The organism is Klebsiella sp. 10982 (assembly GCF_048589245.1).
Lineage (GTDB): Bacteria > Pseudomonadota > Gammaproteobacteria > Enterobacterales > Enterobacteriaceae > Klebsiella > Klebsiella quasivariicola.
Genome location: NZ_JBMAXV010000001.1, coordinates 293,126 through 317,236, shown reverse-complemented (window position 1 = coordinate 317,236; position 24,111 = coordinate 293,126). Strand labels below are relative to the sequence as shown.

Sequence of the window (24,111 nt, the reverse complement as noted above, 5' to 3'; positions counted from 1 at the left end):
AAATGTCCGATCCCGATTTTAATTTGCTGGTAGCTCTCGACGTATTGCTGAGTGAAGCGAGTGTCGCGGGTGCGGCACGTCGTCTGAACCTCAGCACTTCGGCCATGAGCCGGACACTAAGCAGGTTACGCGATGTCACAGGAGACCCGATCCTGGTGCGCGCCGGGCGTAACATGGTACTGACTCCGTGGGCTGAAGCGACCCGGGATCGCGCCAGGCGTGCAGTGCACGAGGCCAGGGCGGTATTGCAGCCCTCAACTGAAACATTCAGCGCGCGAAGTCTGGCGCGTCTTTTTACCATCAGGGCAAACGATGGTTTTGTGGTGGCGTTTGGGCCTGCGCTCATAGCAGCGGTTGCCGACGCCGCGCCGGATGTCTGTATACGCTTCGCGCCTAAGCCGGAAAAAACGTCGCGCTATCTTCGGGAAGGGCTGGTTGATCTGGAGATTGGCGTTCAGAGTAATATGGGGCCAGAAATACGGCTGCAACGACTGTTTGAGGATCGGTTTGTTGGCGTCGTGCGTAAAGGGCACCCGCTGGCTAAGCAGGCAGAAATAGGCGTGGGTGATTATGTCGCCTGGGGCCATGTGGTAGCGTCACCCGAGGGCGCGTTGCACGGATCCGTTGACGATGCGCTGGCCGAACTGGGGACAAAACGTAAAATTGCGAGCGTCGTACCGGGATTTCCGACAGCACTGTCTGTGGCGCTGGAATCGGATCTTATCGCCATGATACCTGCACTCTATTTACTCAATCAGCAGGTAACGGACCAGGTACACGTTTTCGAGCTGCCGTGCAAAAGCCGTCGTATTACGGTATCGCAGATGTGGCACCCAAGAATGGAACGCGACCCCGGTCACCGCTGGCTGAGAGAGCAAATTCTTGCAATATGCGGTGTGGGGAGGTCAGTCCATTGATAGTTAAGATAAAACAGATTAAACGAAGTTGCGGTGTAGTAGCTAAATTGAGATATTCGTCTCTAACCAAATAGACATGTCCGCGCTACCGTCTCGCCGCAGCGATCGCTGCTTTCAAAAGATGAGACTCAGGACGGCATACGGAACGGAAATTTTCTCAATGAGCGATGTGAACAGACTCACGATCGAAGCCTCCATACGTCGATAGACCGTTTATGTCCTTTCCGCGAGATTTAATCGAAAGCCCTCGTGCTACCTTTAAACTGATAAATAAAGGACAGCTTTCCTGTCCTTTATCCTTTTTTATTCAGCTTTGCTCTCGCGCGATCGCAACACGTCACCGACCACCGGGGCAGCGGTAAACGCATTTGGCCATCCCGCGTAGAACGCCGCCTGGGCGACCACTTCTCCGGCCTCTTCAGCCGAAAGCCCATTATCCATGGCTCTGTTCAGGTGGTAGCCAATCTGCGCGCTCTGTCCGGCAGCGATTAACGCGCTGACCGTCACCAGACTTCTGTCGCGGGGCGTAAGCGCGGGCCGTTGCCAGAGGTCGAGAAACAGCGGGTCGGCGGTAAATTTAACCAGGCCAGGCGAAATGGGACCGACATTTTTCTCCACGGTGTCTGCACGCTGCTTCTCTACCTGTTTATTGAGTGGCAGCAGTGTCGGCGAGGCGGCGGGCAGGGCCTCTGCCGTGATGCCGCGGGCTGCAAAGATCGTTTTGGTCACGCTGACGGCTGACATTGCATTGGGCCAACCTGAGTAGAACGCCAGATGGGTAATGATCTCTGATACTTCCGCTGGCGTCACGCCGCTGTCGAGAGCAACTTCAATATAGTGCTTAAGCTCGCCAGGCTGGTTGCGGGCAATCAGCATCGCTACGGTCACGATGCTGCGGTCGCGGGCAGACAGGGCGTCACGTTGCCAGAGGTCGTTGCTGATGGCCTCGCGGCCGAAGCGTGCCAGCGCCGGCGACACCGCTTGAATATCAGCGTCAGCAAGGGTGGAAGGGGTAATTTTCATCATAGCTTCATCTCTTTGTTCGTTGGCATAAGCAAAATCAGACAGCACAAGCGACAAGGCTGCCGCGGCAATCACGTTTTTCATATTTGCTCCTTTCCGATCAGCAGGGCGGATCGTTACCGCGTCCAGACCTGCTTAACGTCCTTCGTTTGCGGCGTGTTTTGCGCCATGATCCCCGTCAGAACGTGCGGCTGGTAGGTTTCTTCAAGAAACTGGATTTCCTCCGGGCTCAGGTGAAGATTGACTGCGTTTACCGCGCCATCGACGTGATCTTTTTTTGTGGCTCCTACGACAGGCGACGTCACTTTTGTCAGCAGCCAGGCCAGCGAAATTTCGGTCATGGAAACCTGATGCCGTTCGGCAAGTTCGGCGACGCGGGCAATAATGATCCGGTCCTGTTCTGCCGTGCTGTCGTATTTTCCCTGCGCATACTCATCTTCTACCGCTCGCCGCGTGTGGCCTTCTAAGCGGGAGAGACGGCCGCTGGCCAGCGCGCTATAGGGAGTCATGGCGATATCATCTTCCGCGCACAGCCCGAACAGCTCTCGTTCATCTTCACGCATGATCAGGTTGTAGTGGCTCTGCACGGAAACAAAGGGCGTCAGCCCTTCGCGTTCGGCCAGGGCGTTCGCCTTCGCCAGCTGCCAGGCATAGCAATTGGAAATGCCAATTGCGCGCACCTTGCCGGCGGTCACGGCGGCGTGCAGCGCTTCAAGCACGTCAATAACCGGCGTGTTGTAATCCCAGATGTGGTAGATGTAGAGGTCGATGTAGTCCATCCCGAGGTTGCGCAGACTCTGGTCGAGTGAGCGGGCTATTGCCTCTTTTCCGCCGATCCCCCCCGCAATTTGCGCGGCGGTTCGTGGCAGAAACTTGGTGGCCAGCACCACCTCCTCGCGTTTTGCCATCTCCCGCAGCGCCCGGCCAACGTATCGCTCGCTGGAGCCGTTCTGATAGGCGATGGCGGTATCGAAAAAATTGATGCCCTGTTCGAGGCCGTAGCGAATGATGTCCCGGCTGGCTGTTTCGTCCAGCGTCCAGCGATGCTGACCCGTTGACGGATCGCCAAACCCCATACATCCCATGCAGATGCGGGAGACCGTTAAGTCACTTTTACCGAGCCGGGTATACTGCATCGTTATTCTCCCTGTGGATTATTCACAAACGGTATTGAGCAGATCGACAAGCCTTGACGCGTGTTCCCGGGCAAGCGTTTTTTGCTGTGCGATTTTGTCGGCATCCCGGTCGGCATAGCTGATGCCGCAGGTATACACCGGCGCCAACAGCTTAAGATTGCACAGCCTTGCCGTGGTCTCGAACGGAATAAGATACTCTTCAATGGCATGGCCAAAGAAACCGTCAGCGCTATACGCCGCCTGCGGCGCCCCGGTGGTGAAGGAGAGGATCAGCTTTTTACCACCCAGTTTCGCCGTTGATCCATGCGCGAAGCCGTGAACAAAGACCTCGTCCAGCCATTGTTTCATTAACCCGGGCAGCCCATACCAGGAAAAAGGGAACTGCCAGACAATCACATCCGCCTGCAGCAGGCTTTCCTGCTCTGCGGTGATGTTGAATTTGCCGTCCGGATAGAGCCAGTCCAGACGACGAATTTCCGCGTCAGGCAGGGCGGTTGCCAGCTCATCGAGGATGGTGGCGTTAGCGATGGAAAGATTGAGATCCGGATGCCCGGAAACAATAAGAATATTCATTCCTACCGTTACTCCTGATGTTTAAATTCGGCTGAGAAGAGGTTTTCCCAGTTAATAAACGAGCCGAGTGGAATACACTCGAAGCTTAATAAGCCTGCTTTTGCCAGCGGAAATTCGGCCATGACGTTATTCGCCTCTTCCACGGTGTCGCACTCGAGGAAAATAGCGACGCCGGGTCGGTCCTGACGGAAATAGATGTCGCGGATAAAGCCAGACTTGTACAGTCCCCAGGCGTGCAGGGCTTCCGCGGTAAGGTGCGGCGCATAGTGTTCCAGTGTCGCGCCGGGGGCAGGGATATCCAGACATAAAATGCGCATAGTTGTCTCCGGAGAGTCGTTATCAGCGGGAAGAGACAAAAGTATACGAGCCACAGGGGGGGAAGATTAGGCGGCCATTGACTTAAGAATATTTAGCCTGTACTTAATAATCAGGCGAGGCTGTCTTAAGGAGATGCTATGAATAACGCGCTTTATAATCAGATACGCATCTTTCAGAGCATTGCGCGCGAGGGCAATATTTCGGCAGCCGCAAGAAAACTGGAAATTACGCCTCCCTCCGTCAGCAATGCGCTTAAGCTGCTGGAAGAGCATATTGGCCATCCGCTTTTTGTGCGCACAACCCGGCGAATTGAGCTGACGGAAACCGGGCAGCTGCTGCTGGAACAGACCACTGCGGCGGTGGAGTCGCTGGAAAATTCGCTTGAAAGCATTCGCGACCAGAATCAGGAGCCCTCTGGTATCGTACGAATCACGCTATCGCGCTTTGCCTACCTGCTTATTCTCAAACCGGCAATGGCGGCATTTTGTCAGCAATATCCGGGGATCCAGCTGGAAATATCGGTCTATGACGGTACCGTTAATATCATTGAAGAACGTTTCGACCTTGGGATCCGCTTTGGCGATATTCTCGAAGGCGGCGTGGTCGCCCGCCCGTTAATGAAACCGTTTCGTGAAGGGTTATACGCCTCCTCAGCCTATCTTGCCGAATATGGCGTGCCAGCGGTGCCCGCCGATCTCAACCATCACCGGCTGATTGGCTATCGCTTTATTACCAACAACCGCATCCTGCCGCTGATCCTTAATGACCATGGCGAGCAGCTCACCATCGAGATGCCCGGGCAGTTAATCAGCAATGATATTGACGTGATGGCCGACGGTATTCGTCACGGACTGGGGATTGGCCGCTTGTTTGAACCCATCTGGCGGCTACAACCCGATCGTGAGCAGTTTATTCCTGTGATGGAAGACTACTGGAAAACCTATCCCCCGGTTTATCTCTATTACCCAAAAAACGCGGGCAGAACGAAAAGGGTGAAAGCCCTGATTGATTTCCTGATAATGCATGCCGCGGAATAAAGGCTATTTTGCGTGCGAAATATCTGAAGGCACAGGTCCTGTCTTTCCCTCAGTCTTAACCCTATACTCCATGCGGATAAAGCGGTTTTTATCGCGATGACTTTTGCCGCTCAACGGCTTAACCCATCACCAACGTCATAGGCTGGGAATACAAATAAGGGAGAGACATCAATGGGCAGACGCTTCATGGTCGGTATCTTCGCGCTGGTGGCGTTTTCGGCCAGTGCTGCGCATGGCGGCCATCATGGCCAGTCGGTGATAGCTGGCGCCGACGGCGGAAACGGTTCGGACGGCGGCGATAGTGATAACTCATCGGGCCGGGCAGGGTGCCCGGGCGGCACCGATCCCGATAAGCACGGCCATTTTTACCTGCCTGGCACCCACGAGCCTTGCAATCCCGGGCCCCAGGATGCACAGAAAGTCGGGTCTTCCCGCTAGCGTTTAGCTCAGATCGTGCAGTGCTTTGTCTGATGGCGGGGAAAGCTGAATATCCTGAAACTCAACCGCCAGTCCCCCGCGCTCCGGTGAGCAGCACATCACGCCCGCTTTCACCGGGCCTGGCGGAAAGTAGCCCAGCCGCAGCAGCGGCCAGCGTTCGCCGTCGGTTGAATACTGCAGCCTTATCGCATCGCCTTTACGGGTCAACCGCAGCCAGAAGGTGCGCGGGTCGCCGGGAAAAAGCCCGGTGGCCCAGTCGGAGTGGGTCAGCGTCAGTACGCTACCAATGGCCGGGGCATCGTCATTAAACTCAATCCCCGCCTTCAGCCAGGTCCGCTCGTCCGCCATCATCATTAGTCCGGCCTGGTCGTAAAGGGTGGTGAAATCGGCACATATTTTTGCCTGCAGGGTAAAATCACCTTCCACCTCAGTAGCATAAAGATGCCCAGAGAAGCGCTCGAAGCCATACCAGGTATGGCGCCAGAAGTCGGTATGCTTATCGGTGACCACCGTCAGGCCGTCGGTATCGCGGCGCCACTCGGCAGGTTCATTGATCCAGTGAAAGGACGGCTGCATTTTTCCTCCGGGATACGCTTATAACAGCGACTGCAGTACGGGTGACGCCATGCTGGCCTCAAAGGGAATAATTTCTGTTGTGGCAAGGCCCAGTTGCTGGAACGGATCCTGCCGCAGACGCGACTCGAGGATCTCCCGGCTGGCGCATTTCGCCAGAATTACCCCGCCGGTGCGGGGAAGGCGGCGGCCGGAGGCAAGAAAGAGGCCGTCAGCATAGCCCTTTTTGAGCTATTCGACATGGGCGGGGATGGCATTATCCACCTCTTCAAGCGGTTTTACATACGTTAAAACAACCACATAAATCGTACTCATCCTAAAAACCCTGGCAATCCAATGGGATCGCCAGCCTGACATATTTCGATGGTGGATAAAAGAAAACGCGGCATTTTTCCGTGCTATTGCGCAAGGGGTGGCGTGTCGCCACGCAACGGAGGCTCATCGCTGGCGTGAAAAACATATATGATTTTTCGAATGTATATTGATCTTTATTGGTGGTGCCGTATGCTGTCCATCACGCTTGAGGAGAAATCATGTCTTTAATGCCCCTGCAACTGTTCAAAAACCTCGCCGATGAAACCCGGCTGGGGATCGTATTGCTGCTCAAGGCGCGGGGAGAGCTGTGTGTTTGCGATCTCTGTACGGCGCTCGCCCAGTCCCAGCCCAAGATCTCCCGCCATCTGGCGATGCTCCGTGAGAGCGGCCTGCTGCTGGATCGTAAACAGGGTAAATGGGTCTATTACCGCCTTTCTCCGCAGATGCCGGCCTGGGCGGCGCAGGTGATAGAGCAGGCCTGGCTCAGTCAGCAGGACGATGTGCGGCTGATGGTCAGCAGACTGGCTGGCGGGCCGGGTTGTCGGTAAAAAATTTATCTAAATACATCTGTTTTTTCGAATGTGATTGGCGGGAGGAAGAATGTTGCTGGCAGGTGCGATTTTTGTCCTGACCCTGGTGCTGGTGATCTGGCAGCCGCGGGGGTTAGGGATCGGCTGGAGCGCGGCCTTTGGCGCGGCGCTGGCGCTGGCCACCGGTGGCGTACAGTTAGCCGATATCCCGGTGGTGTGGCATATCGTCTGGAATGCGACCGCTACCTTTATCGCCGTTATCATTATCAGCCTGCTGCTTGATGAGTCCGGCTTTTTTGAATGGGCCGCGCTGCACGTTTCCCGCTGGGGAAGAGGGCGGGGTCGTCTGCTGTTTACCTGGATTATCCTGCTCGGCGCCGCGGTGGCGGCGCTGTTTGCTAACGACGGCGCGGCGCTGATCCTCACCCCCATCGTGATAGCCATGCTGCGGGCGCTGGGTTTCAGCAAGGGAACGATGCTGGCCTTTGTTATGGCTGCCGGGTTTATTGCCGATACAGCCAGCCTGCCGCTGGTGGTGTCGAATCTGGTGAATATCGTTTCGGCAGATTTCTTTGCCATCGGCTTCAGGGAGTACGCTTCGGTGATGGTGCCGGTCGATCTCGCGGCGATCTTCACCACCCTGGCGATGCTGCACCTGTTCTTTCGCAAGGATATCCCGCCAGCCTGGGATATGGCGTTACTGAAAGCGCCGGTCACGGCGATAAAAGATCCGCCGACCTTCCGCACCGGCTGGGGCGTGCTGCTGCTGTTGCTGGTTGGTTTTTTCGTTCTTGACCCGCTGGGGATCCCAGTCAGCGCCATCGCGGCGCCGGGAGCGGGGATCCTGTTTGCTGTCGCGAAGCGCGGGCGGGTCATTAACACCGGCAAGGTGCTGCGCGGCGCCCCCTGGCAGATCGTGATCTTCTCGCTGGGAATGTATCTGGTGGTGTATGGCCTGCGAAACGCCGGGTTAACGGATTATCTGACCACGGTGCTGAACATGCTGGCGGAGCGCGGGCTCTGGGCCGCGACGCTGGGCACCGGTATCCTGTCGGCCTTCCTCTCTTCAATAATGAATAATATGCCCAGCGTGCTGGTCGGCGCCCTGTCGATTGATGGCAGCGCGGCCACAGGAACGATCAAAGAGGCCATGATTTATGCCAACGTCATCGGCTGCGATCTGGGGCCCAAAATCACGCCGATTGGTAGCCTGGCCACGCTGCTCTGGCTGCATGTGCTGGCGCATAAGCACATCACCATCGGATGGGGGTATTATTTCCGCTGCGGCATCACCATGACCCTGCCGGTGCTGCTTGTGACGCTGGCTGCGCTGGCGCTGCGTCTCTCCTTTAACCAGCCATGAGTACGTACTATGAGCATCACCATTTACCATAACCCGGCGTGCGGCACGTCGCGCAACACCCTGGCGCTGATCCGCAACAGCGGCGAAGAGCCCGTCATTATCCATTATCTGGAGACGCCGCCGTCGCGTGATGTGCTGCGCCAGCTGATTGCCGCGATGGCCATCCCGGTACGTGCGCTGCTACGGCAAAACGTTGAACCCTATGACGCGCTGGGACTGGCGGAAGACCGGTTTACTGACGATCAGTTAATCGACTTTATGCTTCAGCATCCGATCCTGATTAATCGTCCGATCGTGGTGACGCCGCGGGGCACCCGACTCTGCCGCCCGTCAGAGGTGGTGCTGGAGATCCTGGCGGCGACGCAAAAAGGCGCATTCGTGAAGGAAGACGGTGAGCCAGTTATTGATGCCGCAGGGCGGCGAGTGAAATAGCGTCGGTTTTAGCCGCTACCTCCAACATCTTCTGTACGTCGTGTTGTCCCGGCCTGGCGGAATATTCCCCGGGCAAAGTCAGGGCCTCTCCCGAGGGGGAGGTCAGCATTGCTGAGCAATATTGCCGCTTAACGTTATTTCCTCGTCATTAGGTCCATTTTCCTTACTTTTCCTGCCGTTATCTTCCGCGTCTGTACCGGCCGTCTTTGTCCTTTGCTGATTATCTAAGGTATTGTTTTTAATTGATGATTTAACGTTTTTGACCCGGAAATATAAAGTCAACGTTGTTTGTGTTTTTGCGAACATTAAATCTATAAAACTAGATGTTTGTCGACTTTTCATCTAAAAAGGGAAGGTAAGGGGCTGGACAAAACCATTGTGTGGTTATCAAATGGTTAAAAATGCTCGCGTTTGATGTTAATGCAAACAAATTATAAATCGTCAGCCTGCTTTATACGGTTAACTTGCGCTGCGGCGCACCTTACCTGGAGAATTTATGCATTCCTCTGTTAATAAAAACGAAAGCCGTACCTTTTTCGGCCATCCTTATCCGCTGGGCTCCCTGTTCTTCACTGAAATGTGGGAGCGCTTCTCGTTTTACGGGATCCGTCCCTTACTGATCCTGTTTATGGCAGCGACGGTCTACGACGGCGGGATGGGACTGGCGCGGGAGAACGCCTCGGCGATCGTCGGGATTTTTGCCGGCAGTATGTATCTGGCGGCGCTGCCCGGCGGCTGGCTGGCGGATAACTGGCTTGGCCAGCAGCGGGCCGTCTGGTACGGCTCTATCCTGATCGCCCTGGGGCACCTGTCAATCGCCCTGTCGGCATGGCTGGGCAACGACCTGTTCTTTATCGGTCTGATGTTTATCGTCCTGGGTTCCGGGTTGTTTAAAACCTGTATCTCAGTGATGGTCGGCACCCTGTATAAAAAAGGCGACGCGCGCCGCGACGGCGGTTTTTCGCTGTTCTACATGGGGATTAACATCGGCTCGTTTATCGCGCCCTTGATCTCCGGTTGGCTGATCAAATCCCATGGCTGGCACTGGGGCTTTGGCATCGGGGGGATCGGGATGCTGGTGGCGCTGGTCATTTTCCGCGCCTTTGCCGTGCCGTCGATGAAGCGCTATGACGCGGAAGTCGGCCTCGATTCCACCTGGAACAGCCCGGTGGCGAAAAAGAATGGCGTTGGGGCGTGGCTGCTGGCGCTGACCCTGGGAGTGGCGGTGCTGGTCACGCTCATTAGCCTGGGCACGATCGTGATTAACCCGGTGGCGGTGGCCAGCGTGCTGGTCTATGTGATTGCCGCCTCCGTGGCGCTCTATTTCATCTGGCTTTTTGTCTTTGCCGGGCTGAATCGTAAAGAGCGGGCGCGGCTGCTGGTGTGCTTTATTTTGCTGGTCTCGGCGGCCTTTTTCTGGTCCGCGTTTGAACAGAAACCAACCTCCTTTAACCTGTTTGCCAACGACTACACCAACCGGATGATCGGCGATTTTGAGATCCCCGCGGTCTGGTTCCAGTCGATTAACGCCTTGTTTATCATTCTGCTCGCGCCGGTATTCAGCTGGGCGTGGCCTGCGCTGGCGCGTAAAAACGTGCGTCCGGGCAGTATGACCAAATTCGTGATTGGTATCCTGTGCGCGGCGGCGGGCTTTGGCCTGATGATGCTGGCAGCGCAGAACGTCCTGAGCAACGGTGGGGCCGGCGTGTCACCGCTGTGGCTGGTGGGCAGTATCCTGATGCTGACGCTCGGTGAACTATGCCTGAGCCCGATTGGGCTGGCGACCATGACCCTGCTGGCCCCGGAAAGAATGCGCGGCCAGATGATGGGCCTGTGGTTCTGTGCCAGCGCGCTGGGTAACCTGGCGGCGGGGCTGATTGGCGGTCATGTGAAGGCCGATCAGCTGTCGCTGCTGCCGGATCTCTTTGCCCGCTGCTCCATCGCGCTGCTGATCTGCGCCGCCGTGCTGGCCGTGCTGATTGTCCCGGTCCGCCGTATGCTGGAGAACAGTCGGTCCAGCGCTGCGCAAAAATCCGTCAGCAACGCCTGACGCACTCCTCAGGCCGGCCCTACGGGGCCGGCTTGTTTTTTGTCCAATCCCCGCCCCAGCAGAACAAAATCCCCTTTTCTGAATGCGCGATGTCCCATAACGTGAGCGTGTTCTTTGAAATCACGTCGCTTTCCGGTCCATAGTGTAGTCAGGTTTACTATGTGGTTAATATAAGGACACACCTATGCCAGCAGTCATTGATAAAGCATTGGATTTCATCGGTGGTATGAATACGTCTGAGCCAGTACCACAGTCTATGGATGAAAGTACCGCGAAGGGAATTCTCAAATATTTGAAAGAACTGGGCGTACCAGCCTCCCCGGCCGACGTCGCTGCGCGTGGCCAACAGCAGGGCTGGAGCGCCGGGTTTACCGATAAAGTAGCGGAATGGGCTGAACGGGTCGCCGCGGGTGAACGGCTGGTGATTAAGCATCCGGAATTCTTTTCCACCTATATGCAGGAGGAGCTGCGCGCTCTGGTGTAATCGCCGCGTATCAACCCCGCGCTTTCTGTTTAATGCCTTCCCCACCAGGGAAGGCATTCTGGCGAATGACAAACCTGTTTCGTTATTGTGCTCGCCTTTCTGCCGGGTGGCGGCTTTCGCCTTACCCGGCCTACTAAAGACTGCAATATCAAACAGTTATGCAGTTAGCTGTAGGCCCGCGCAAGCACAGCGCCGCCGGGCAATCTCTGAAGATTGCACTTTGTCTGCAGTCTGAATGCCTTCCCCACCGGGAAGGCATTTTTGTTACTGGCCGCGGTAGCCGCCGCCCAGGGCTTTGATCAGGGTAATGTCGGTGCTCAGCCGCTGCGCTTCAATATCCAGCAGTAACAGCTGCTGGGCGAGAACCGCCCGGCGGGCCTCTTCGGCGGCGTAGCGGCTGAGCAGGCCGCGCTGATAATGGGCGCGGGCGCTGTCGGTGGTGGTCTGCGCCGCGGTGACTTTTAGCTGCTGCAGCGCACGCTGCTGGTTCAGATCGTTAAGCTGGCTGGAGCTGATGGCGACATCGCGAACTGCGTCCAGCACCGCCTGGTTGTACTGTTTGATCAGGATGTTGCTGGCGGTGCGCACCGACTGCAGGTTGGCGTTAAGACGACCGCCGTCGAAGATCGGCAGATATAGCCCGGGCAGCAGGTTGATCTGCTGGAAAGAGGACTTAAACAGATCCCCGACGCTCAGGGCGTTATAGCCCCAGAACGCTTTGATATCAAAATGGGGATAGAAGGCCGCTTTCGCCGCATCGACCTGGCTTAGGGAGGCAGTCACGTAGCCGCGCAGCGCCTGCAGGTCCGGACGGCGGGCCAGCAGCTCGAAAGAGAGCGACGGCGGCAGCGTCTCCTGGAGCGCCGGCAGCGCCACCGGATGGATCGCCGGCATGCTCTGCGCATCAGCGCCGATCAGCGCTCGCAGGGTTTCACGATACTGGGTCAGCATCCCCTCGGCGCTAATGATCTGCTGGCGGGCGGCGAGCTGCTCAGCCCGGGCATTGGCCACATCCACACTGTCTTCCACACCGCGTTGGGTCCGGTGCTCATGGGCCGCTACCGAGAATTGGGCAATACCCTCCAGCTCCTGCAGCAGCGCGATTTTCTGGAACGTCGCCTGCATGGCGAAATAGAGCTGCGCCACGCTGCTGGCGATATCAAGCTCAATGCCGGCGGTCTCCGCCAGCCGGGCGTTTTTCTCGCCAATGGCGGCGGCCACCCGGGCGCGGTCGGCTCCCCAGAGATCGATATTCAGCTGCGCCCCGACGCCCACGGTGTTCAGCGTATACCAGGGACCATTCTTATCCACCGGCAGGGAGTAGGAGTAGGGCCAGCTAAAGGATTTGTCGGTGATCCGCAGGCGGTTTTGCGCCGCGACGGCGGTGGCCTGCAGGCCCATCGCCGAGCGGGCGAGCTCCACCGTGGACTGCGACTGGGAGATACGCAGTCGGGCGGCCTGCATGGTCGGCGAGTTCTGCAGCGCCCGGTTGATCAACATGTTGAGCTGAGGATCATCATAGGCCTCCCACCAGCGGGCTGCCGGCCAGTCGCTGTTCGCCAGGTGGATCACCTGCGCCAGCTGGGCCTGCTGCGGATTGACGATGGCGACCTGGGCCGGCTCATCCTGGATCAGCGCGCAGCCGCTGAGCAGCGTTAGCGTCAGGGTAAAGAGAGTCGCGCGCAGTCGCGCGGGGAAAGGAAGCATCATCATGACGTTTTAGCCTGTTGCTCAGTCGGGCCCCAGTCGGGCAGGGTGGCCAGCGCGGCAGCCAGCGCCGGACCAAAGGGGTTACTGACATCGGCGGCCAGCGTCCCGTCAGGTGCGGCCGCCTCCTGTTCGATACGTTCGGCGTAGCGCCGCAGCTGCTCGGCGCAGCGGGCCAGCGTCGGGTCTTCCGGCGCGGCGTTGAGCCGGTAGCCTTCGCTGAGGCGGGCGATCTCCTCGGCCTGAGCAAGGGTGGCGCGCATCGGCCAGTCTTTCGCCTGTGGCCAGGGATGGGCCCAGGTGCCCAGCGGTTCAGCGCGAACCCGATGGAGCAGCGCTTCGCTGTCGGTGAAGGCGACAAACAGGGGCGCCAGCGGAACCGCCTCCTTCGGGGCGGCGAGGCAGTCCGCCAGTCGGCGATAAAGTGCCGCAAGACGGGATTTCAGCTGCGGCGCTTCGCTGTCCGGCCAGAGATAGAGATGAACGATGGAGGAGACCAGCACCCCGAGCAGAATGCCGAGTACCCGATCCCGCAGCTCGGTGAGGTTGGTCAGCGGGCCAAACCAGCTGAGGAAGGCCAGCGCAAAGGTGAAGCCAATCTGGATCCCGGCGTAGGCGATACGCTCCGAGCCGGCGGCGATCCAGGCCGCCAGCGCCAGCACCGGCAGGGACATCGCCAGCAGGCCCGACAGCGAATCGGTCCAGGGCTGAACAAAGACAATTAACAGCAGCGCCAGCAGGGTGGCGAGCAGCGCCCCGCCGATGCGCAACCATGTCTTTTGCATCGTGGCGCCCAGCCCCGGCTGGGCGACGATGACGCAGCTCAGCATAATGGTGTGCAGTCCCTGCCAGTCGGCAGCGGTATAGAAGACATAGCAGATTAGCGTCGCCAGCAGGGTCTTGAGCGCAAAATGGAGATAGGCCGGGTTGCGCCAGGCGTCCGGCGCCAGCAGAGGCGCCTTCTCCACTTCCCCCTGCGGCAGGGCAACGGGCTCACCCTGCGCCAGCTGCTGCAGAAGGGAAGCCATCTCCTGCAGAACCGCGCGATTAATGCCACGACCGCTGAGCGCCAGGGGAGGAATCGCGCCGTCAAACAGCCCCTCGCTAAGGGCGTTCTTTAGCTGCAGTACCGCCTGCGACAGCTGCTGGCGATCGTCGCTATCCGCTTCGTCCGCTTGCAGCAGGGCCGCCAGCTGATAGCAGCGCAGGGTGGCGGCCAGCCGCGAGCGCCAGGCCTGCGGTTCGGCGGCGATCTCCGGCGTCGCCCGGCTAGCCTGGGCGAACAGCGACTGCAGCTGGTTGAACTGTGCGGCGGTCTCGCCGAACGTGGGCGGCGTTTCCGCGCCCGGGGCTGCCAGCCGGCTGGCGACTGCCTGCAGCATCTCCGCCAGACGCGCCTTAAACTGGTTGCCGGGGAAAGCTTGCTGAAAACAGGCGTTGACCAGCAGGGTAACCAGGATTGCGGTGTTAATCGCCACCCACAGCCAGAGCAGCAGCCGCACCAGGATCTCGCTCTGACTGGTCATTGACGGGAAGGTCTGAGCGTAAATCACCGCCAGCGCCACCACGAAAAAAGCCAGCCCCAGCTTGCCCAGCACCCGCATCAGATAGAGGGCGCAGAAAAAGAGCGCCACCGAGGCGGCCTGGCGGATCAGCGGGTAGTCATAGGTCCACTTGATGATCAGCAACACGCCGCCGAGCGCCACGGTGACGGTGACAAAAAAGACCACGCTGACCAGCTTGATCATCAGCACGTTAGGCTGACTAACGTAGAACACGACGATCAGCGCAACGGCCAGAAAGGGGATCTGCAGGGTCATAAACAGGGTGATGAGCACCGCGCAGCTCAGCGTCAGGCGCAGCGTGTAGCTGGCGCGTCCCGGCGCGTCGCGCAGTTCCTGGCGTAAAAAATCGGCGAGAGGAAACATCGCGTTGTCCGGCTACGGCTGCAGCACGGCGCTGGCCGAGGCGCCCATGCGGAACAGCTCTGGATCGGGATCGCTGACGGCGATTTTCACCGGGAAGCGCTGCGAGACGTGAACCCAGTTAATGCTTTTCTGGATCAGCGGCAGCCCTTCAATGACGCTCCCGCCTTCGGGAAGAACGCCGGAGCCGACCGAATCCACCACGCCGTTAAAGGCGCGGTTGTGGTTGGTCATCACGGTGATCCGCGCCGCCACGCCGGGGCGCACGTTGTTCAGATCGGTTTCGCGGAAGTTCGCGATCACATACCAGCGATCGTCATCCAGCAGGGTAAAGACCGGCTTCAGCGCTGAAGCGTACTGACCGACGGTGGTTTTCAGCGCCACCACTACGCCGTTGAACGGCGCCCGCACTTCGGTAAATTCCAGATGCAGTTCGGCGAGGGCGATTTGCGCCAGGATCCCGGCGCGTTGCGCCACCATGGCATCCACGCCGGTCACGGCCGCCGAGGCCTGTCTGGCCTGCAGCAGCGTGGCCTCCAGCTCCGCGCGCGCCGCTTTCTCGGCGGTGCGCGCCTGATCGAGATCTTCCTGGGAGGCAAACCCCTGCGGCACCAGCGGCTCAAGGCGGGTGCGCGTGGAGGTGGTTTGCTTGACCAGCGCTCTGGCGCGCTCAACGGCGGCCGCCACCGACTGGGCGTTATACTCCTGCGCTTTGATGGTGCGCTGGGTCAGCATGATCTGCGCGTCGAGGGTCGTCAGCCGCGCTTTCGCGTCATCGAGCATCGCCTGATAGGGACGGGGGTCGATGCGGAACAGCAGATCGCCTTTTTTCACCCGCTGGTTATCGCGTATGGGCATCTCCACGATGCGTCCGCTAACCTCGGGCACCACATCGATGGTATCGGCATAGACATAGGCGTCATTGGTCTCCGGCGAGGTTTGCAACTGCCAGATAACCAGGATCAGCGCCAGGATAGCGGCAAGGACCAGCGCCAGCAGGGGCCACTTTTTGCGTAACAGGGGAGTGCGGGAAGTTGTCATAAGCGATCAGTGAACAAAAAACAGAAACCACAGCAGCGTGGCGAACAGGAACATCAGCGCGACATAGCTGAAGACCAGAGGAGAAAAGCGCGGCTGCCAGCCTTTACGGGTAATCAGGATATGGCAGGGGATCAGTAAAAACGCACCGCCTAACAAGCAGAAAAACCAGCCTGGAAACGCGGCGCCCAGTACCGGGATCGCTGGTGAGAGTGAGCAGCCGGAGAGCGGCAAGACGAGCAGTAACCGCGCCGGGCGGGCTATGGTAGCAATATGATTCAATGGAACATCCCTGAGTGCTCTTACCAGTGTGTCATGAGTGTAATCGCCTCGTTGCGGGAATGAAAGTCAACCGATCATTGACCAAGTGAATTAACGCGACGAGAAAACATGAAATAACATGCCCAATCACTCTCCTGGCGCCAGTTGCCGTGCTCAGGCATAGTCAGCCGCCACGGCGAGGGCTATGCTTAACCTGCAAGATAAAAAAGACCGAGGCAATGTCATGGATAAAGAATTACTGGAAGCCGGCTACCGGGCCTACACCGGAGAGAAAATCGACGTCTACTTTAATACGGCGATTTGTCAGCACTCGGGAAACTGCGTGCGCGGTAGCGCGAAACTGTTCAACCTGAAGCGTAAGCCGTGGATTATCCCGGATGAAGTGGATGTCGCGACGGTGGTAAAAGTGATCGATACCTGCCTGAGCGGCGCCCTGCAATATCGTCATAAATAAGCGAGGAGAAGATGGAAATACTGGAAGGGCACAACAAATTTTATGTTAACGACGCGCAGGGAAACCAGGTGGCGGAAATTGTTTTTGTTCCCACTGGCGAACACCTCAGTATTATCGAGCATACCGATGTTGATCCCAGCCTGAAAGGTCAGGGGGTGGGAAAACAGCTGGTGGCGAAGGTGGTGGAAAAAATGCGCCAGGAGCAGCGGAAGATCATTCCTCTCTGCCCGTTTGCCAAACATGAATTCGATAACACCCGCGAATACGACGATATCCGCGCCTGACGTACCGGCACCGGTGCCAACCGGTGCGCTTTTCTCTCGCCAGCCAAACCACGCCTTTAGTCACTCATCGCTTCCCCTCATGCCTGTTCAAACGCCGACAGTGAGTGTGCGGATGTGCGCAGGAAGCGGGGAGCCAGATGCGGATGATATTCCACCCGCTTTTTCATCCCGGCCAGCCGCTGGGTGTAACGCGTTTTCTGGCTTAATCCGAGACGTTGGGCCTGCTCGTCTGTCGTCTGCCCTTGCAGCAGGGCGAGAGGATATAGTCGCTCATCATTGATAGACAAAGGTGATGCCGATGATCGACTGTACGTTGCCGGCGGTGACCTGGCCTGTGGTCCGGGCATAGGTGGCCGTCAGGCCGAGGTTGACCGGCGAGGTACCGACGGTGCCCAGCGAGACCGTGCTGTTCGCCGGCACGGCGCTGCCGTTGCGCGTCAGCTGAACGCCTATCCCCTGCGCCGGCGAGGCGGAGGCGGTATTGGTGAAGATCGCGTTGGCGCTATCCGCGGTGGTGCCGGAGAGGTAATACCCCAGCTGCTGGCTCTGCGCGCAGTGGACGGTGAGCGGCACGGCCATTGAGCCCGGGTAGTCAGGGAGGGTGACGGTGACATCGCGGGCGGAGACATCGCAGCCGCCGGTGGGGACCACCACGTCGTTATTGGCGTAGATGTTCCAGATGAACTGGAAGGAGTCGCTATTGTAGTTGTTGGTCTGATGCAGGATCAGCACCGCGATTAACGATCCTGCGGTGATGGCCACCCCGCCGGCAGTGCTCACCGGCGTCAGATACAGGACCGTGGGCCAGGGTTTATCGGTCCGTGAATCATAAATCACCCGCGCCGTTTCCGTGGTGGTCGGGAACGGGTAAGAGGTGCCGTTATACTTCACGGTACCGGAGAAACTCGACAGCACGCCGCCATAGGCGGATCCGCGCTGCAGGGTCACGTAGTCAGTGATCGTTTCCGGATAGTCGTTATGGCAAAAAATCTGCGTGGAGAGGTCGACCACCAGGTTTTGCCCGACGTTCACCGCCGGGGTCAGGTTAACGTAGACGTTGGCTGACCCGCCGCCGATGGGGATCGTCGCCCCGGTGGCCGTTTTGCAGGCAAAGGACCAGGCGTTCATCGACCAGCCCAGCAGCAGCAGGGTGGTGAACAGGGGGATAATTTTTTTCATCATGATGCTCTCCTGGCTCAGGCGTAGGTATAGGTGACGTTAATCACCGCCTGAATGGTGCCTTGCGTGGCGCCGCCGTTGACGGACAACGCCCTGACCTGCAGCGGGAAGCGAGCGGACTGGCTGGCCTCATCCACCTGTACCGACTGACTGCTGCCATTGTTCAGCGTGGTGCCGTCCTCGCTCTGCAGTTCGAGCTGAATATTGCCCGCCGTGCCCTGGTTTTTGTAATAGCCGGTGCTGTCCGCTGTGCCGCTGAAGGTGGCTTTCACCCGTGAAGTACCCACGGGGCAGTTGCTGAGATCCAGCGCCACGCTGTGCCAGGCCGATGTCGAGCCTGCGGCGATCAGGCTAAAGGTATAGAGATCGCCCAGCTCGACGGTAGCGTTGACGGTGGAGACCGTGCAGGGTTTGGCCACCACCTTGCCGTTGACGGTGAGGGTGACGTCGGCCGCCCGCAGGGAAGCGCTTGCGGTTAACAGGCCGGCCAGCAGCCAGCCCACATGGGTCCATTTCATTTCCGCCTCCGCTTACTGAAATTCCAGGGTGAATGTCGCTGTCGCATTGACATGCCCGGCGGTGACGGGCACCTGAGTGGCCATCAGCCGGGCGTAAAAGTTGAGGATGTTGGTCTGGCCCGGGGTCAGCGTGGTCCAGGACATGGCTGACGACGGCGCATTGACCGGCAGCCGGGACTGCTGCTGGTCGAGAATTTCCACCCCCATTCCAGCCGCCGCCGAGGCGCCGGCGTCGAGTTTTAACAGGCTGGTGTTAACGCTGTCCGCCACGCCGGTGAAGCCGACCTTCACCGCGGTGACGGAAGTGCCGCAGGGCGACAGCACGATGCGGAACGGCACCGGCGGCGTCGTTGCCCCGACGGCATAAAACTGCTTCGCGGCGTTATCCTGTAAATCGACGGTGAAATCCTTCGACTCCCCGGCTACCGCGCAGGCGTTGTCGCGCACATAGCCGCTGATGGTGATCGTGCTATCGGCGGCAAGCGCAGCTGGTGTGGCGAGGGTGAACAGGGCGCCCAGCAGATACTGCAGTGTTCTCATCATGATCTCCTTAGCGGCACGCGACCGACAGCTGACTGAGCGCCTGCTGTTGGCTCTCCGGCGGCAGACGATAATCGGCCACGCACTGGGCGTCCGGGCCATCGCCCCATTTCACCCGCACTTTGCCCGCCAGCGGCATTCCGCTCAGGTAGACCTGGCCGTTGTCCGCGACGATGCTGCCGCTCTGGTTGCTGTCGCCGGTGGCGAGGGCGCCAAACGGCACCGGTTTACCGCGATGGGTCAGCGTCATCAGGATCTTCATCCCCACCTGCGCGTTAAAGCTGGCGCGGACGATCGCCCCATGGGTGGGCACCACGCTAACCACCGCATCGTCAAGGTCGACATTGTCCGCCAGGGTGTTGGTATCCAGCGCGACCCGGTTTTCGCGATACTCAGTGGCATAAGGCAGGACGGCATACCCGCGCCAGTCGGTGCGAACCCCGGTTTGATTTTCCACTTTCACGCCGCCGGCGCCGGGGGCTTTTACCAGCACCACGGTGTCGTTCAGCGGCTGGCTCAGGGTGATGCCGTTGGCGTGCGCCAGCACGCCGCCGCTCACCCCGTAGTAGAGCTGCTTAAAGCCGTCGCTGCGGCTGTAGCCGACGTTGGCATTGCCGTAGCCGCCGCGGTAGTTGAGAGCGGTGTAGCCTGTGCTGCCGCTGTCGCCGTTGCCGCCGCCCGCATAGCCGGTCTGCACGCTATAGCTGAGGTTGTTGTCTTCCAGCAGGGTGCCGTACAGGCCCGCCAGGTTAGTCATGCGGCCATTGAGATCGTGCGACAGGCTGTAGCTGGCGCTGGCGTGCCGCCAGACCGAGCGGCTGTCGGAACGCAGCCAGTGGCTGAAGGGGATATTGACGTTGATCGCCAGCATCTGATCGCGTCCCTGCTGCCAGGCGTTTTTCGTCAGGCTGTAGCTCAGCGACCAGTTGATATCGTCTACGGCGGCGTTGAGCCCGGCCTGCAGCTGCTCATCGGCATCGTCGGTGCCCCAGTAGGTCTGGTGGCTACCGCTGAGATAGAGGGTGGCGGTGCGCCCCAGCTGCTGGGTCACGCTCAGCTGCACCTTGCCGCGCTTGCTGTAAGCCAGATTGTAGTAGTCGGTAAATTTGGGTTTTACCTGAATAACGCCGTCCTGGGTTTCCACACTGTAGCCGCTCATTCGGCGGTAGGTGGTATCGGCAAAGTTATAGTAGCCGCGGGTGGAGTAGCGGTAGCCCACCAGCTGCAGGTTGGTGCCGGTCTCATCCAGGGATTTGTTATAGAGAAAACGCACCGACTGCCCCTGATGCTCGCTGTCGTCGGGCAGCGTGGCGTTGGCCTGGGTGACATCCAGCGACAGGGCGCCGAAATAGCCCATATTTTTCCCCACGCCGAGGTTAAAGGCGCGATAGCGGTCCGCCAGCTGGGTGCCGCCGTACAGGGTCCAGCCTGCCGGCAGGCCATGCATGGCCGTGCCCTGGAAAAAATCGGGCGTTTCCTGCTGGCTGTTGCCGCTGCGGTACTCTCCGGCGGTGAGGGCGAAGCGGGTATGGCCTTCGCGCTGAAGAACCGGCACCGTTGACCAGGGCACGCTGAAGACCTGGCGGGAGCCATCCGCTTCTTTGATCGTGACCTGCAGATCGCCGCCATTGCCCGCGGCGTAGAGATCGTCGATGGTAAACGGCCCCGGCGGCACCGTGCTCTGGTAGATTTCATAGCCGTTTTGCCGGATTGACACCTGCGCCGTGCCGCGGGCGATCCCGTGGATCACCGGCGCGAAGCCTTTCTGGCTGTCCGGTAGCATATTGTCGTCCGAGGCCAGCTGGGCGCCGCGGAAGTTGATCCCGTCGAAAACATCGCCGTTGGTGTAGCTATCCCCGAGGGTGAGCCGCGAACGCAGCGGCGTGATGTCCCGCTCAAGCCAGCTGTTAACGTGCTGCCAGCGGTTCTCATTGGAGGATGCGCTGCCGCCGCTGCTGTAGCTCCAGGTGCTGTTATCGCGCAGACGCCAGGCGCCCAGGTTTAAGCCACTCTGCAGATTCAGATAGGCGTAACGGCTGCTGCCGCCCGTGGTGTTATGGACGTTATTGCCCGTGAAGTTATAGTTAATCAGCCCGGCGGTGATACCGTTATCCCACAGCTCCGGCGGAATATAGCCGCGCGCATGGTTGCCCATAAATGCCTGGGGTACGGTGAGGTACAGGCGCTGCTGGCCGACGTCGAAGCGCGTGGTGGCTTCGCTGATAAGCGTGGTCAGCGGTACGCAGGCGGTGCTGTCCAGCGTCGCCATGCCCGCAACCCGCCCGTTATCCACCCCCATGCTCGCCAGCTGGCCGCGCGTCAGGCAGGGCGACAGACCATGGCCCTGGGCATCGGCCTGGAAAGTGACGTCCCGGGTGGTCATAAAACCATTATTGAGATAAATATCGACGCGATAGGTGCCTGGCGGCACCTCCTGACCTTTTTCAAATCCCGACAGGTCAGCCACCGCCGCCGGATCGTCAGCTAAAAAGCGCGGGTTAAAATAGAGGTCCGCCCGCGCGGCAAACGGCTGTGAGCAGAGCCACAGCGCCAGCGCCGGAGATACCAGGCGCCGGGCAGCTCGGCAACCTAAATGATCCAGTCCATATTTTCGATGTGACATTATCCCTCCGGTCCGACGTTGCCCGGCTGTCAGTGCTTCTGGTCATGCGCAGCGTGTCCCGCGCGGCGGGGCGCTTCTGGGTTAGCGCAGCACGCCATTCATTTTCGGCGTCAGCGCGCCGTAATCATTAATCGTGCGATAGGTGATGGTGTTCCCGGCATCCGCGGGGAGCTTGACGCTGGTTTTGCCCATCGGCGGCACGAGGGCGTTTTCCAGAATGCGCGTCCCGGCGTTCAGTTCGGTCACCGTCAGGTAATAGGGGGTGGGGTTCGTCAGCGTCAGCGACGATCCGCTGCGGCTAAAGGTCAGATTTTCCGCCGCCTGATCCGGAGGCAGGGCCAGTTTTCCCGGACGGTAGTAGAGCTTGATGCGGCTGATAATCGCCAGCTGCAGGGTATTGTTGCTGAGCTTTGATTTATCCATCGAGGGGATCGCCTTCACGTTCATCCAGAACAGGCTTTCCCGATCCTGCGGCAGCTGGTTATTAGTGGCGTCGATAATGCGCAGGGTGTTCTCTTTTTTGCCCTGCATGGCAAACAGCGGAGGAGTGATGACAAACCGGCCATCTCGCTGACCATCGGCATTTTCCACCCATGACTGAATAAGCCAGGTGCTGTTGTCATCATTATTGGTCACCGCCAGCTGGACCTGTTTCTGTCCTGCCGGATAGATAACCCGGGTCGCGCCGAGCGCGACGCCCGCCTGCGCGCTGGCGCTCAACGCACCGGCGACGAAAAGCACACATCCCGCCAGTATGCCGCGTGTCGTCGTTGCCATTTTTCTCACGTTTTCTCCTTGTCTGCTCACCGTGTTGTCCTGTTTGTCTGCGGATTAATTACTGATAGGTCAATGAGAACCAGGCCTGGGCGTTGGCCGCGCCGCCGGTCACCTGGCGTCCGGTCGCCCGATATTTGGCGACAAAATTTAGCGTTGTCGGTCCACGGTAGAGCGATACCCAGCGGTCGGGTGGACGATTGAGCGGCAGCTGCTGGCCCTGACTGTCGAACAACGCAATGCCAATCCCGCTGGCGATCCCCGGGCCTTCGCCCACCGAGAGCACATCGGGATTTTTACCATCAGCCACGCCGTGAAATGCCACGCCCACATGCTGGCTGACCGCCGTACTGCAATCCTGTAAATGAATCGCGAAAGGGATTGGGTTGCTGTCTTCGCCGACAGCATGAAATCGATTACTGCTGATCTGCCCCAGATTGACCGTCATCTGCCGATCGCCGGCTTCGACCCGGCAGGAACTCGCCATTATCAGGCCCTGAAAACGCATGCTGCCCCCCGGCAGCGTGACGTTCCACTGATTGCCGGCCAGCGCCAGCGGAGGCAGTAACAGCAGCAGACCAGATTTCATTCCCTGCATCGTTTCACTCCGGTTGAAAATAGAGAGCGGGCCCTCCTGGCCCGAATGGCTTCCCTGCCAGACTCGGGTCTTACTCGTACTGCACTTTGAACGTGGCGTCCGCGTTCGCTATACCCGCCGTCGCTGCGCCGGTCGCGTAGTAACGCGCCTGGAACGGGATGATGTTGGTGCCGTCATTCAGCGTGGTCGCGGCGCTGAAGGTGGCGCCGTCCAGCGCCAGCGGTGTGCCGGTGTTGTCGAGGATCTGCACGCCGACGTTGGTTGCGCTGCCGGCGGCAGAGTTTTGCAGGGCCAGAACGGTGGTATTGCTGCTGTCGATGGCCGTACCGGCGAAGGCGACGGACGCTTTGGTGGCTACCGTAGTGTCGCAATCATCCAGCTGGATGTTGAAACCGACGGCCGAACTGGTGCTCCCTGCCGTGGCCAGTTTCGCGGAACGCACCTGGCCTAACTGAACGGTTTGATCGATAGAGCCGGCATCCACTGCACAGGCCGCATTGACGACTTCTCCTTTAAAATGCACGGTTCCGCCGTTGACCGTGGTGGTATCGGCCAGAGCTGCCGCGGAGCTCAGTGACAGGGCTGACACAACAATCATTGCCAGTGTTTTGATTTTCATACTGTTTTCCTTTGAACGATGTCGAAATAACGAACCGGATTGGCAGCCGTTGTGCCTTCCAGGCATTTCAGATTTCAGCCGAGTCGTCAGGCTGCCGGCTCTGCACAGTTTTCGCCCAATCGATGAGACAATTGGGGCCATTTTGACTCGTTGGCATAAGTGGCCTGTTTTAAGTTTGTCTATGGCGTTTTTATGGAATAAAACGCCTAAAAGTAATCTTTTAATGGATGTATTGTCTGAAGGAGGTTGGCCGGGGGGAGAAAGGAAGAGTGATGGCGCGGGCGGCGGATCGCCGGTGCGGCAGAAATCTGGTAAGAGAAAAGTGAGTAATCGCAGGTTTAAAAATGGATAATAATCAATTGGATATGAATTTTTCTGCAG

The 24,111-nt window shown here is 58.9% G+C and carries 26 protein-coding genes and 2 pseudogenes; 10 read left to right on the top strand and 18 right to left on the bottom strand.

Annotation, left to right across the window (positions count from 1 at the left end):
* The first annotated feature begins 2 nt into the window (after positions 1–2).
* Positions 3–917: a LysR family transcriptional regulator gene (locus ACKLKD_RS01500; protein WP_025713603.1), complete on the top strand. Its 915-nt coding sequence runs from the start codon at positions 3–5 to the stop codon at positions 915–917.
* A 303-nt stretch (positions 918–1,220) separates the two neighbouring features.
* Here the strand turns inward: ACKLKD_RS01500 and ACKLKD_RS01495 are convergent, their stop codons facing one another.
* From ACKLKD_RS01495 to ACKLKD_RS01480, 4 genes are read right to left on the bottom strand one after another with little or no spacing between them, the layout of a single operon-like run.
* Positions 1,221–2,024, bottom strand: a complete 804-nt coding sequence (locus ACKLKD_RS01495) for a carboxymuconolactone decarboxylase family protein (protein ID WP_025713602.1) — start codon at positions 2,022–2,024, stop codon at positions 1,221–1,223.
* A gap of 32 nt (positions 2,025–2,056) precedes the next feature.
* Positions 2,057–3,076, bottom strand: coding sequence for an aldo/keto reductase (locus ACKLKD_RS01490; RefSeq protein ID WP_080897039.1), 1,020 nt, complete (start codon positions 3,074–3,076; stop codon positions 2,057–2,059).
* Between the two features lie 18 nt (positions 3,077–3,094).
* Positions 3,095–3,649: an NAD(P)H-dependent oxidoreductase gene (locus ACKLKD_RS01485; protein WP_117140999.1), complete on the bottom strand. Its 555-nt coding sequence runs from the start codon at positions 3,647–3,649 to the stop codon at positions 3,095–3,097.
* Positions 3,650–3,657: 8 nt separating this feature from the next.
* On the bottom strand, positions 3,658–3,966 hold the full coding sequence (locus ACKLKD_RS01480; RefSeq protein ID WP_025713599.1) for a hypothetical protein: 309 nt from the start codon (positions 3,964–3,966) through the stop codon (positions 3,658–3,660).
* 138 nt (positions 3,967–4,104) lie between these two features.
* Between ACKLKD_RS01480 and ACKLKD_RS01475 the strand changes: the two genes are divergently transcribed.
* Entirely contained in the window at positions 4,105–5,004 is a 900-nt protein-coding gene (locus ACKLKD_RS01475; RefSeq protein WP_087804680.1) for a LysR family transcriptional regulator, read from the top strand.
* Positions 5,005–5,175: 171 nt separating this feature from the next.
* Positions 5,176–5,442 carry a hypothetical protein gene (locus tag ACKLKD_RS01470; RefSeq protein ID WP_025713597.1) on the top strand — a complete coding sequence of 89 codons (267 nt, stop codon included), beginning with the start codon at positions 5,176–5,178 and terminating at the stop codon, positions 5,440–5,442.
* Between the two features lie 3 nt (positions 5,443–5,445).
* Here ACKLKD_RS01470 and ACKLKD_RS01465 read toward each other — a convergent pair whose 3' ends face one another.
* Entirely contained in the window at positions 5,446–6,018 is a 573-nt protein-coding gene (locus ACKLKD_RS01465) for a DUF1349 domain-containing protein (protein ID WP_087804678.1), read from the bottom strand.
* Between the two features lie 18 nt (positions 6,019–6,036).
* Positions 6,037–6,330: pseudogene (locus ACKLKD_RS01460) on the bottom strand (YciI family protein).
* 218 nt (positions 6,331–6,548) lie between these two features.
* Between ACKLKD_RS01460 and ACKLKD_RS01455 the strand changes: the two are divergent.
* The 5 genes from ACKLKD_RS01455 (at position 6,549) to ACKLKD_RS01435 (ending at position 11,189) form a co-directional block, all read left to right on the top strand.
* Positions 6,549–6,878 (top strand): metalloregulator ArsR/SmtB family transcription factor, encoded by a 330-nt coding sequence (locus tag ACKLKD_RS01455; protein ID WP_025713594.1) that lies wholly within the window; start codon positions 6,549–6,551, stop codon positions 6,876–6,878.
* Positions 6,879–6,930: 52 nt separating this feature from the next.
* Positions 6,931–8,223, top strand: a complete 1,293-nt coding sequence (locus tag ACKLKD_RS01450) for an arsenic transporter (protein WP_025713593.1) — start codon at positions 6,931–6,933, stop codon at positions 8,221–8,223.
* Between the two features lie 9 nt (positions 8,224–8,232).
* Positions 8,233–8,655 carry a glutaredoxin-dependent arsenate reductase gene (arsC, locus tag ACKLKD_RS01445; RefSeq protein WP_025713592.1) on the top strand — a complete coding sequence of 141 codons (423 nt, stop codon included), beginning with the start codon at positions 8,233–8,235 and terminating at the stop codon, positions 8,653–8,655.
* A 496-nt stretch (positions 8,656–9,151) separates the two neighbouring features.
* Positions 9,152–10,705 carry a peptide MFS transporter gene (locus tag ACKLKD_RS01440; RefSeq protein WP_080897040.1) on the top strand — a complete coding sequence of 518 codons (1,554 nt, stop codon included), beginning with the start codon at positions 9,152–9,154 and terminating at the stop codon, positions 10,703–10,705.
* A 184-nt stretch (positions 10,706–10,889) separates the two neighbouring features.
* A complete protein-coding gene (locus ACKLKD_RS01435; protein WP_025713585.1) occupies positions 10,890–11,189 on the top strand; it encodes a DUF1889 family protein in 300 nt (99 codons plus the stop codon).
* A 264-nt stretch (positions 11,190–11,453) separates the two neighbouring features.
* Here the strand turns inward: ACKLKD_RS01435 and ACKLKD_RS01430 are convergent, their stop codons facing one another.
* Genes ACKLKD_RS01430 through ACKLKD_RS01415 form a run of 4 tightly spaced genes read right to left on the bottom strand, consistent with a single transcriptional unit; the run spans position 11,454 to position 16,141 of the window.
* The gene (locus ACKLKD_RS01430) at positions 11,454–12,902 is read right to left on the bottom strand and encodes an MdtP family multidrug efflux transporter outer membrane subunit (RefSeq protein WP_080897041.1); all 1,449 of its coding nucleotides are present in this window, start codon (positions 12,900–12,902) and stop codon (positions 11,454–11,456) included.
* Entirely contained in the window at positions 12,899–14,824 is a 1,926-nt protein-coding gene (gene mdtO, locus ACKLKD_RS01425; RefSeq protein ID WP_087804676.1) for a multidrug efflux transporter permease subunit MdtO, read from the bottom strand. The genes ACKLKD_RS01430 and mdtO overlap by 4 nt, the downstream gene beginning before the upstream one ends.
* 12 nt (positions 14,825–14,836) lie before the next feature.
* Positions 14,837–15,862 carry a multidrug transporter subunit MdtN gene (gene mdtN, locus ACKLKD_RS01420; RefSeq protein ID WP_025714762.1) on the bottom strand — a complete coding sequence of 342 codons (1,026 nt, stop codon included), beginning with the start codon at positions 15,860–15,862 and terminating at the stop codon, positions 14,837–14,839.
* Between the two features lie 6 nt (positions 15,863–15,868).
* Positions 15,869–16,141 carry a YtcA family lipoprotein gene (locus ACKLKD_RS01415; protein ID WP_008806389.1) on the bottom strand — a complete coding sequence of 91 codons (273 nt, stop codon included), beginning with the start codon at positions 16,139–16,141 and terminating at the stop codon, positions 15,869–15,871.
* Between the two features lie 223 nt (positions 16,142–16,364).
* Between ACKLKD_RS01415 and yjdI the strand changes: the two genes are divergently transcribed.
* Both yjdI and ACKLKD_RS01405 read left to right on the top strand, forming a co-directional pair.
* Complete coding sequence (yjdI, locus tag ACKLKD_RS01410; RefSeq protein WP_087804694.1) at positions 16,365–16,595, top strand: 4Fe-4S mono-cluster protein YjdI; 231 nt, start codon at positions 16,365–16,367, stop codon at positions 16,593–16,595.
* Positions 16,596–16,606: 11 nt separating this feature from the next.
* Positions 16,607–16,879, top strand: a complete 273-nt coding sequence (locus ACKLKD_RS01405) for a GNAT family N-acetyltransferase (protein ID WP_002916201.1) — start codon at positions 16,607–16,609, stop codon at positions 16,877–16,879.
* Positions 16,880–16,962: 83 nt separating this feature from the next.
* Here ACKLKD_RS01405 and ACKLKD_RS01400 read toward each other — a convergent pair.
* From ACKLKD_RS01400 to fimA, 8 genes and pseudogenes are all read right to left on the bottom strand, one after another.
* Positions 16,963–17,136, bottom strand: a pseudogene (locus ACKLKD_RS01400) (fimbrial protein); the annotation flags it as partial.
* A gap of 16 nt (positions 17,137–17,152) precedes the next feature.
* A complete protein-coding gene (locus tag ACKLKD_RS01395; RefSeq protein ID WP_032416394.1) occupies positions 17,153–18,058 on the bottom strand; it encodes a fimbrial protein in 906 nt (301 codons plus the stop codon).
* A gap of 17 nt (positions 18,059–18,075) precedes the next feature.
* Complete coding sequence (locus ACKLKD_RS01390) at positions 18,076–18,561, bottom strand: fimbrial protein (RefSeq protein ID WP_165931852.1); 486 nt, start codon at positions 18,559–18,561, stop codon at positions 18,076–18,078.
* Between the two features lie 27 nt (positions 18,562–18,588).
* Positions 18,589–19,116 (bottom strand): fimbrial protein, encoded by a 528-nt coding sequence (locus ACKLKD_RS01385; RefSeq protein ID WP_025714766.1) that lies wholly within the window; start codon positions 19,114–19,116, stop codon positions 18,589–18,591.
* 10 nt (positions 19,117–19,126) lie between these two features.
* Positions 19,127–21,739, bottom strand: coding sequence for a fimbrial biogenesis usher protein (locus ACKLKD_RS01380; RefSeq protein ID WP_080897044.1), 2,613 nt, complete (start codon positions 21,737–21,739; stop codon positions 19,127–19,129).
* 81 nt (positions 21,740–21,820) lie between these two features.
* Positions 21,821–22,525 carry a fimbria/pilus periplasmic chaperone gene (locus ACKLKD_RS01375; protein WP_165931769.1) on the bottom strand — a complete coding sequence of 235 codons (705 nt, stop codon included), beginning with the start codon at positions 22,523–22,525 and terminating at the stop codon, positions 21,821–21,823.
* A gap of 49 nt (positions 22,526–22,574) precedes the next feature.
* On the bottom strand, positions 22,575–23,111 hold the full coding sequence (locus ACKLKD_RS01370) for a fimbrial protein (RefSeq protein WP_025714769.1): 537 nt from the start codon (positions 23,109–23,111) through the stop codon (positions 22,575–22,577).
* Between the two features lie 70 nt (positions 23,112–23,181).
* On the bottom strand, positions 23,182–23,730 hold the full coding sequence (fimA, locus tag ACKLKD_RS01365; protein ID WP_087804670.1) for a type 1 fimbrial major subunit FimA: 549 nt from the start codon (positions 23,728–23,730) through the stop codon (positions 23,182–23,184).
* Between the last annotated feature and the right edge of the window lie 381 nt (positions 23,731–24,111).

What these genes read in the sequence shown, in the direction of transcription:
- ACKLKD_RS01480 (WP_025713599.1), bottom strand. Translation starts at nt 3,966, where the DNA reads ATGCGCATTTTATGTCTGGATATCCCTGCCCCCGGCGCGACACTGGAA.
- ACKLKD_RS01370 (WP_025714769.1), bottom strand. Translation starts at nt 23,111, where the DNA reads ATGCAGGGAATGAAATCTGGTCTGCTGCTGTTACTGCCTCCGCTGGCG.
- ACKLKD_RS01395 (WP_032416394.1), bottom strand. Translation starts at nt 18,058, where the DNA reads ATGAAAAAAATTATCCCCCTGTTCACCACCCTGCTGCTGCTGGGCTGG.
- ACKLKD_RS01405 (WP_002916201.1), top strand. Translation starts at nt 16,607, where the DNA reads ATGGAAATACTGGAAGGGCACAACAAATTTTATGTTAACGACGCGCAG.
- ACKLKD_RS01430 (WP_080897041.1), bottom strand. Translation starts at nt 12,902, where the DNA reads ATGATGATGCTTCCTTTCCCCGCGCGACTGCGCGCGACTCTCTTTACC.
- ACKLKD_RS01385 (WP_025714766.1), bottom strand. Translation starts at nt 19,116, where the DNA reads ATGAGAACACTGCAGTATCTGCTGGGCGCCCTGTTCACCCTCGCCACA.
- fimA (WP_087804670.1), bottom strand. Translation starts at nt 23,730, where the DNA reads ATGAAAATCAAAACACTGGCAATGATTGTTGTGTCAGCCCTGTCACTG.
- ACKLKD_RS01500 (WP_025713603.1), top strand. Translation starts at nt 3, where the DNA reads ATGTCCGATCCCGATTTTAATTTGCTGGTAGCTCTCGACGTATTGCTG.
- ACKLKD_RS01490 (WP_080897039.1), bottom strand. Translation starts at nt 3,076, where the DNA reads ATGCAGTATACCCGGCTCGGTAAAAGTGACTTAACGGTCTCCCGCATC.
- mdtO (WP_087804676.1), bottom strand. Translation starts at nt 14,824, where the DNA reads ATGTTTCCTCTCGCCGATTTTTTACGCCAGGAACTGCGCGACGCGCCG.
- ACKLKD_RS01440 (WP_080897040.1), top strand. Translation starts at nt 9,152, where the DNA reads ATGCATTCCTCTGTTAATAAAAACGAAAGCCGTACCTTTTTCGGCCAT.
- ACKLKD_RS01455 (WP_025713594.1), top strand. Translation starts at nt 6,549, where the DNA reads ATGTCTTTAATGCCCCTGCAACTGTTCAAAAACCTCGCCGATGAAACC.
- yjdI (WP_087804694.1), top strand. Translation starts at nt 16,365, where the DNA reads ATGGATAAAGAATTACTGGAAGCCGGCTACCGGGCCTACACCGGAGAG.
- ACKLKD_RS01435 (WP_025713585.1), top strand. Translation starts at nt 10,890, where the DNA reads ATGCCAGCAGTCATTGATAAAGCATTGGATTTCATCGGTGGTATGAAT.
- ACKLKD_RS01465 (WP_087804678.1), bottom strand. Translation starts at nt 6,018, where the DNA reads ATGCAGCCGTCCTTTCACTGGATCAATGAACCTGCCGAGTGGCGCCGC.
- ACKLKD_RS01380 (WP_080897044.1), bottom strand. Translation starts at nt 21,739, where the DNA reads ATGTCACATCGAAAATATGGACTGGATCATTTAGGTTGCCGAGCTGCC.
- mdtN (WP_025714762.1), bottom strand. Translation starts at nt 15,862, where the DNA reads ATGACAACTTCCCGCACTCCCCTGTTACGCAAAAAGTGGCCCCTGCTG.
- ACKLKD_RS01475 (WP_087804680.1), top strand. Translation starts at nt 4,105, where the DNA reads ATGAATAACGCGCTTTATAATCAGATACGCATCTTTCAGAGCATTGCG.
- ACKLKD_RS01470 (WP_025713597.1), top strand. Translation starts at nt 5,176, where the DNA reads ATGGGCAGACGCTTCATGGTCGGTATCTTCGCGCTGGTGGCGTTTTCG.
- ACKLKD_RS01495 (WP_025713602.1), bottom strand. Translation starts at nt 2,024, where the DNA reads ATGAAAAACGTGATTGCCGCGGCAGCCTTGTCGCTTGTGCTGTCTGAT.
- arsC (WP_025713592.1), top strand. Translation starts at nt 8,233, where the DNA reads ATGAGCATCACCATTTACCATAACCCGGCGTGCGGCACGTCGCGCAAC.
- ACKLKD_RS01485 (WP_117140999.1), bottom strand. Translation starts at nt 3,649, where the DNA reads ATGAATATTCTTATTGTTTCCGGGCATCCGGATCTCAATCTTTCCATC.
- ACKLKD_RS01450 (WP_025713593.1), top strand. Translation starts at nt 6,931, where the DNA reads ATGTTGCTGGCAGGTGCGATTTTTGTCCTGACCCTGGTGCTGGTGATC.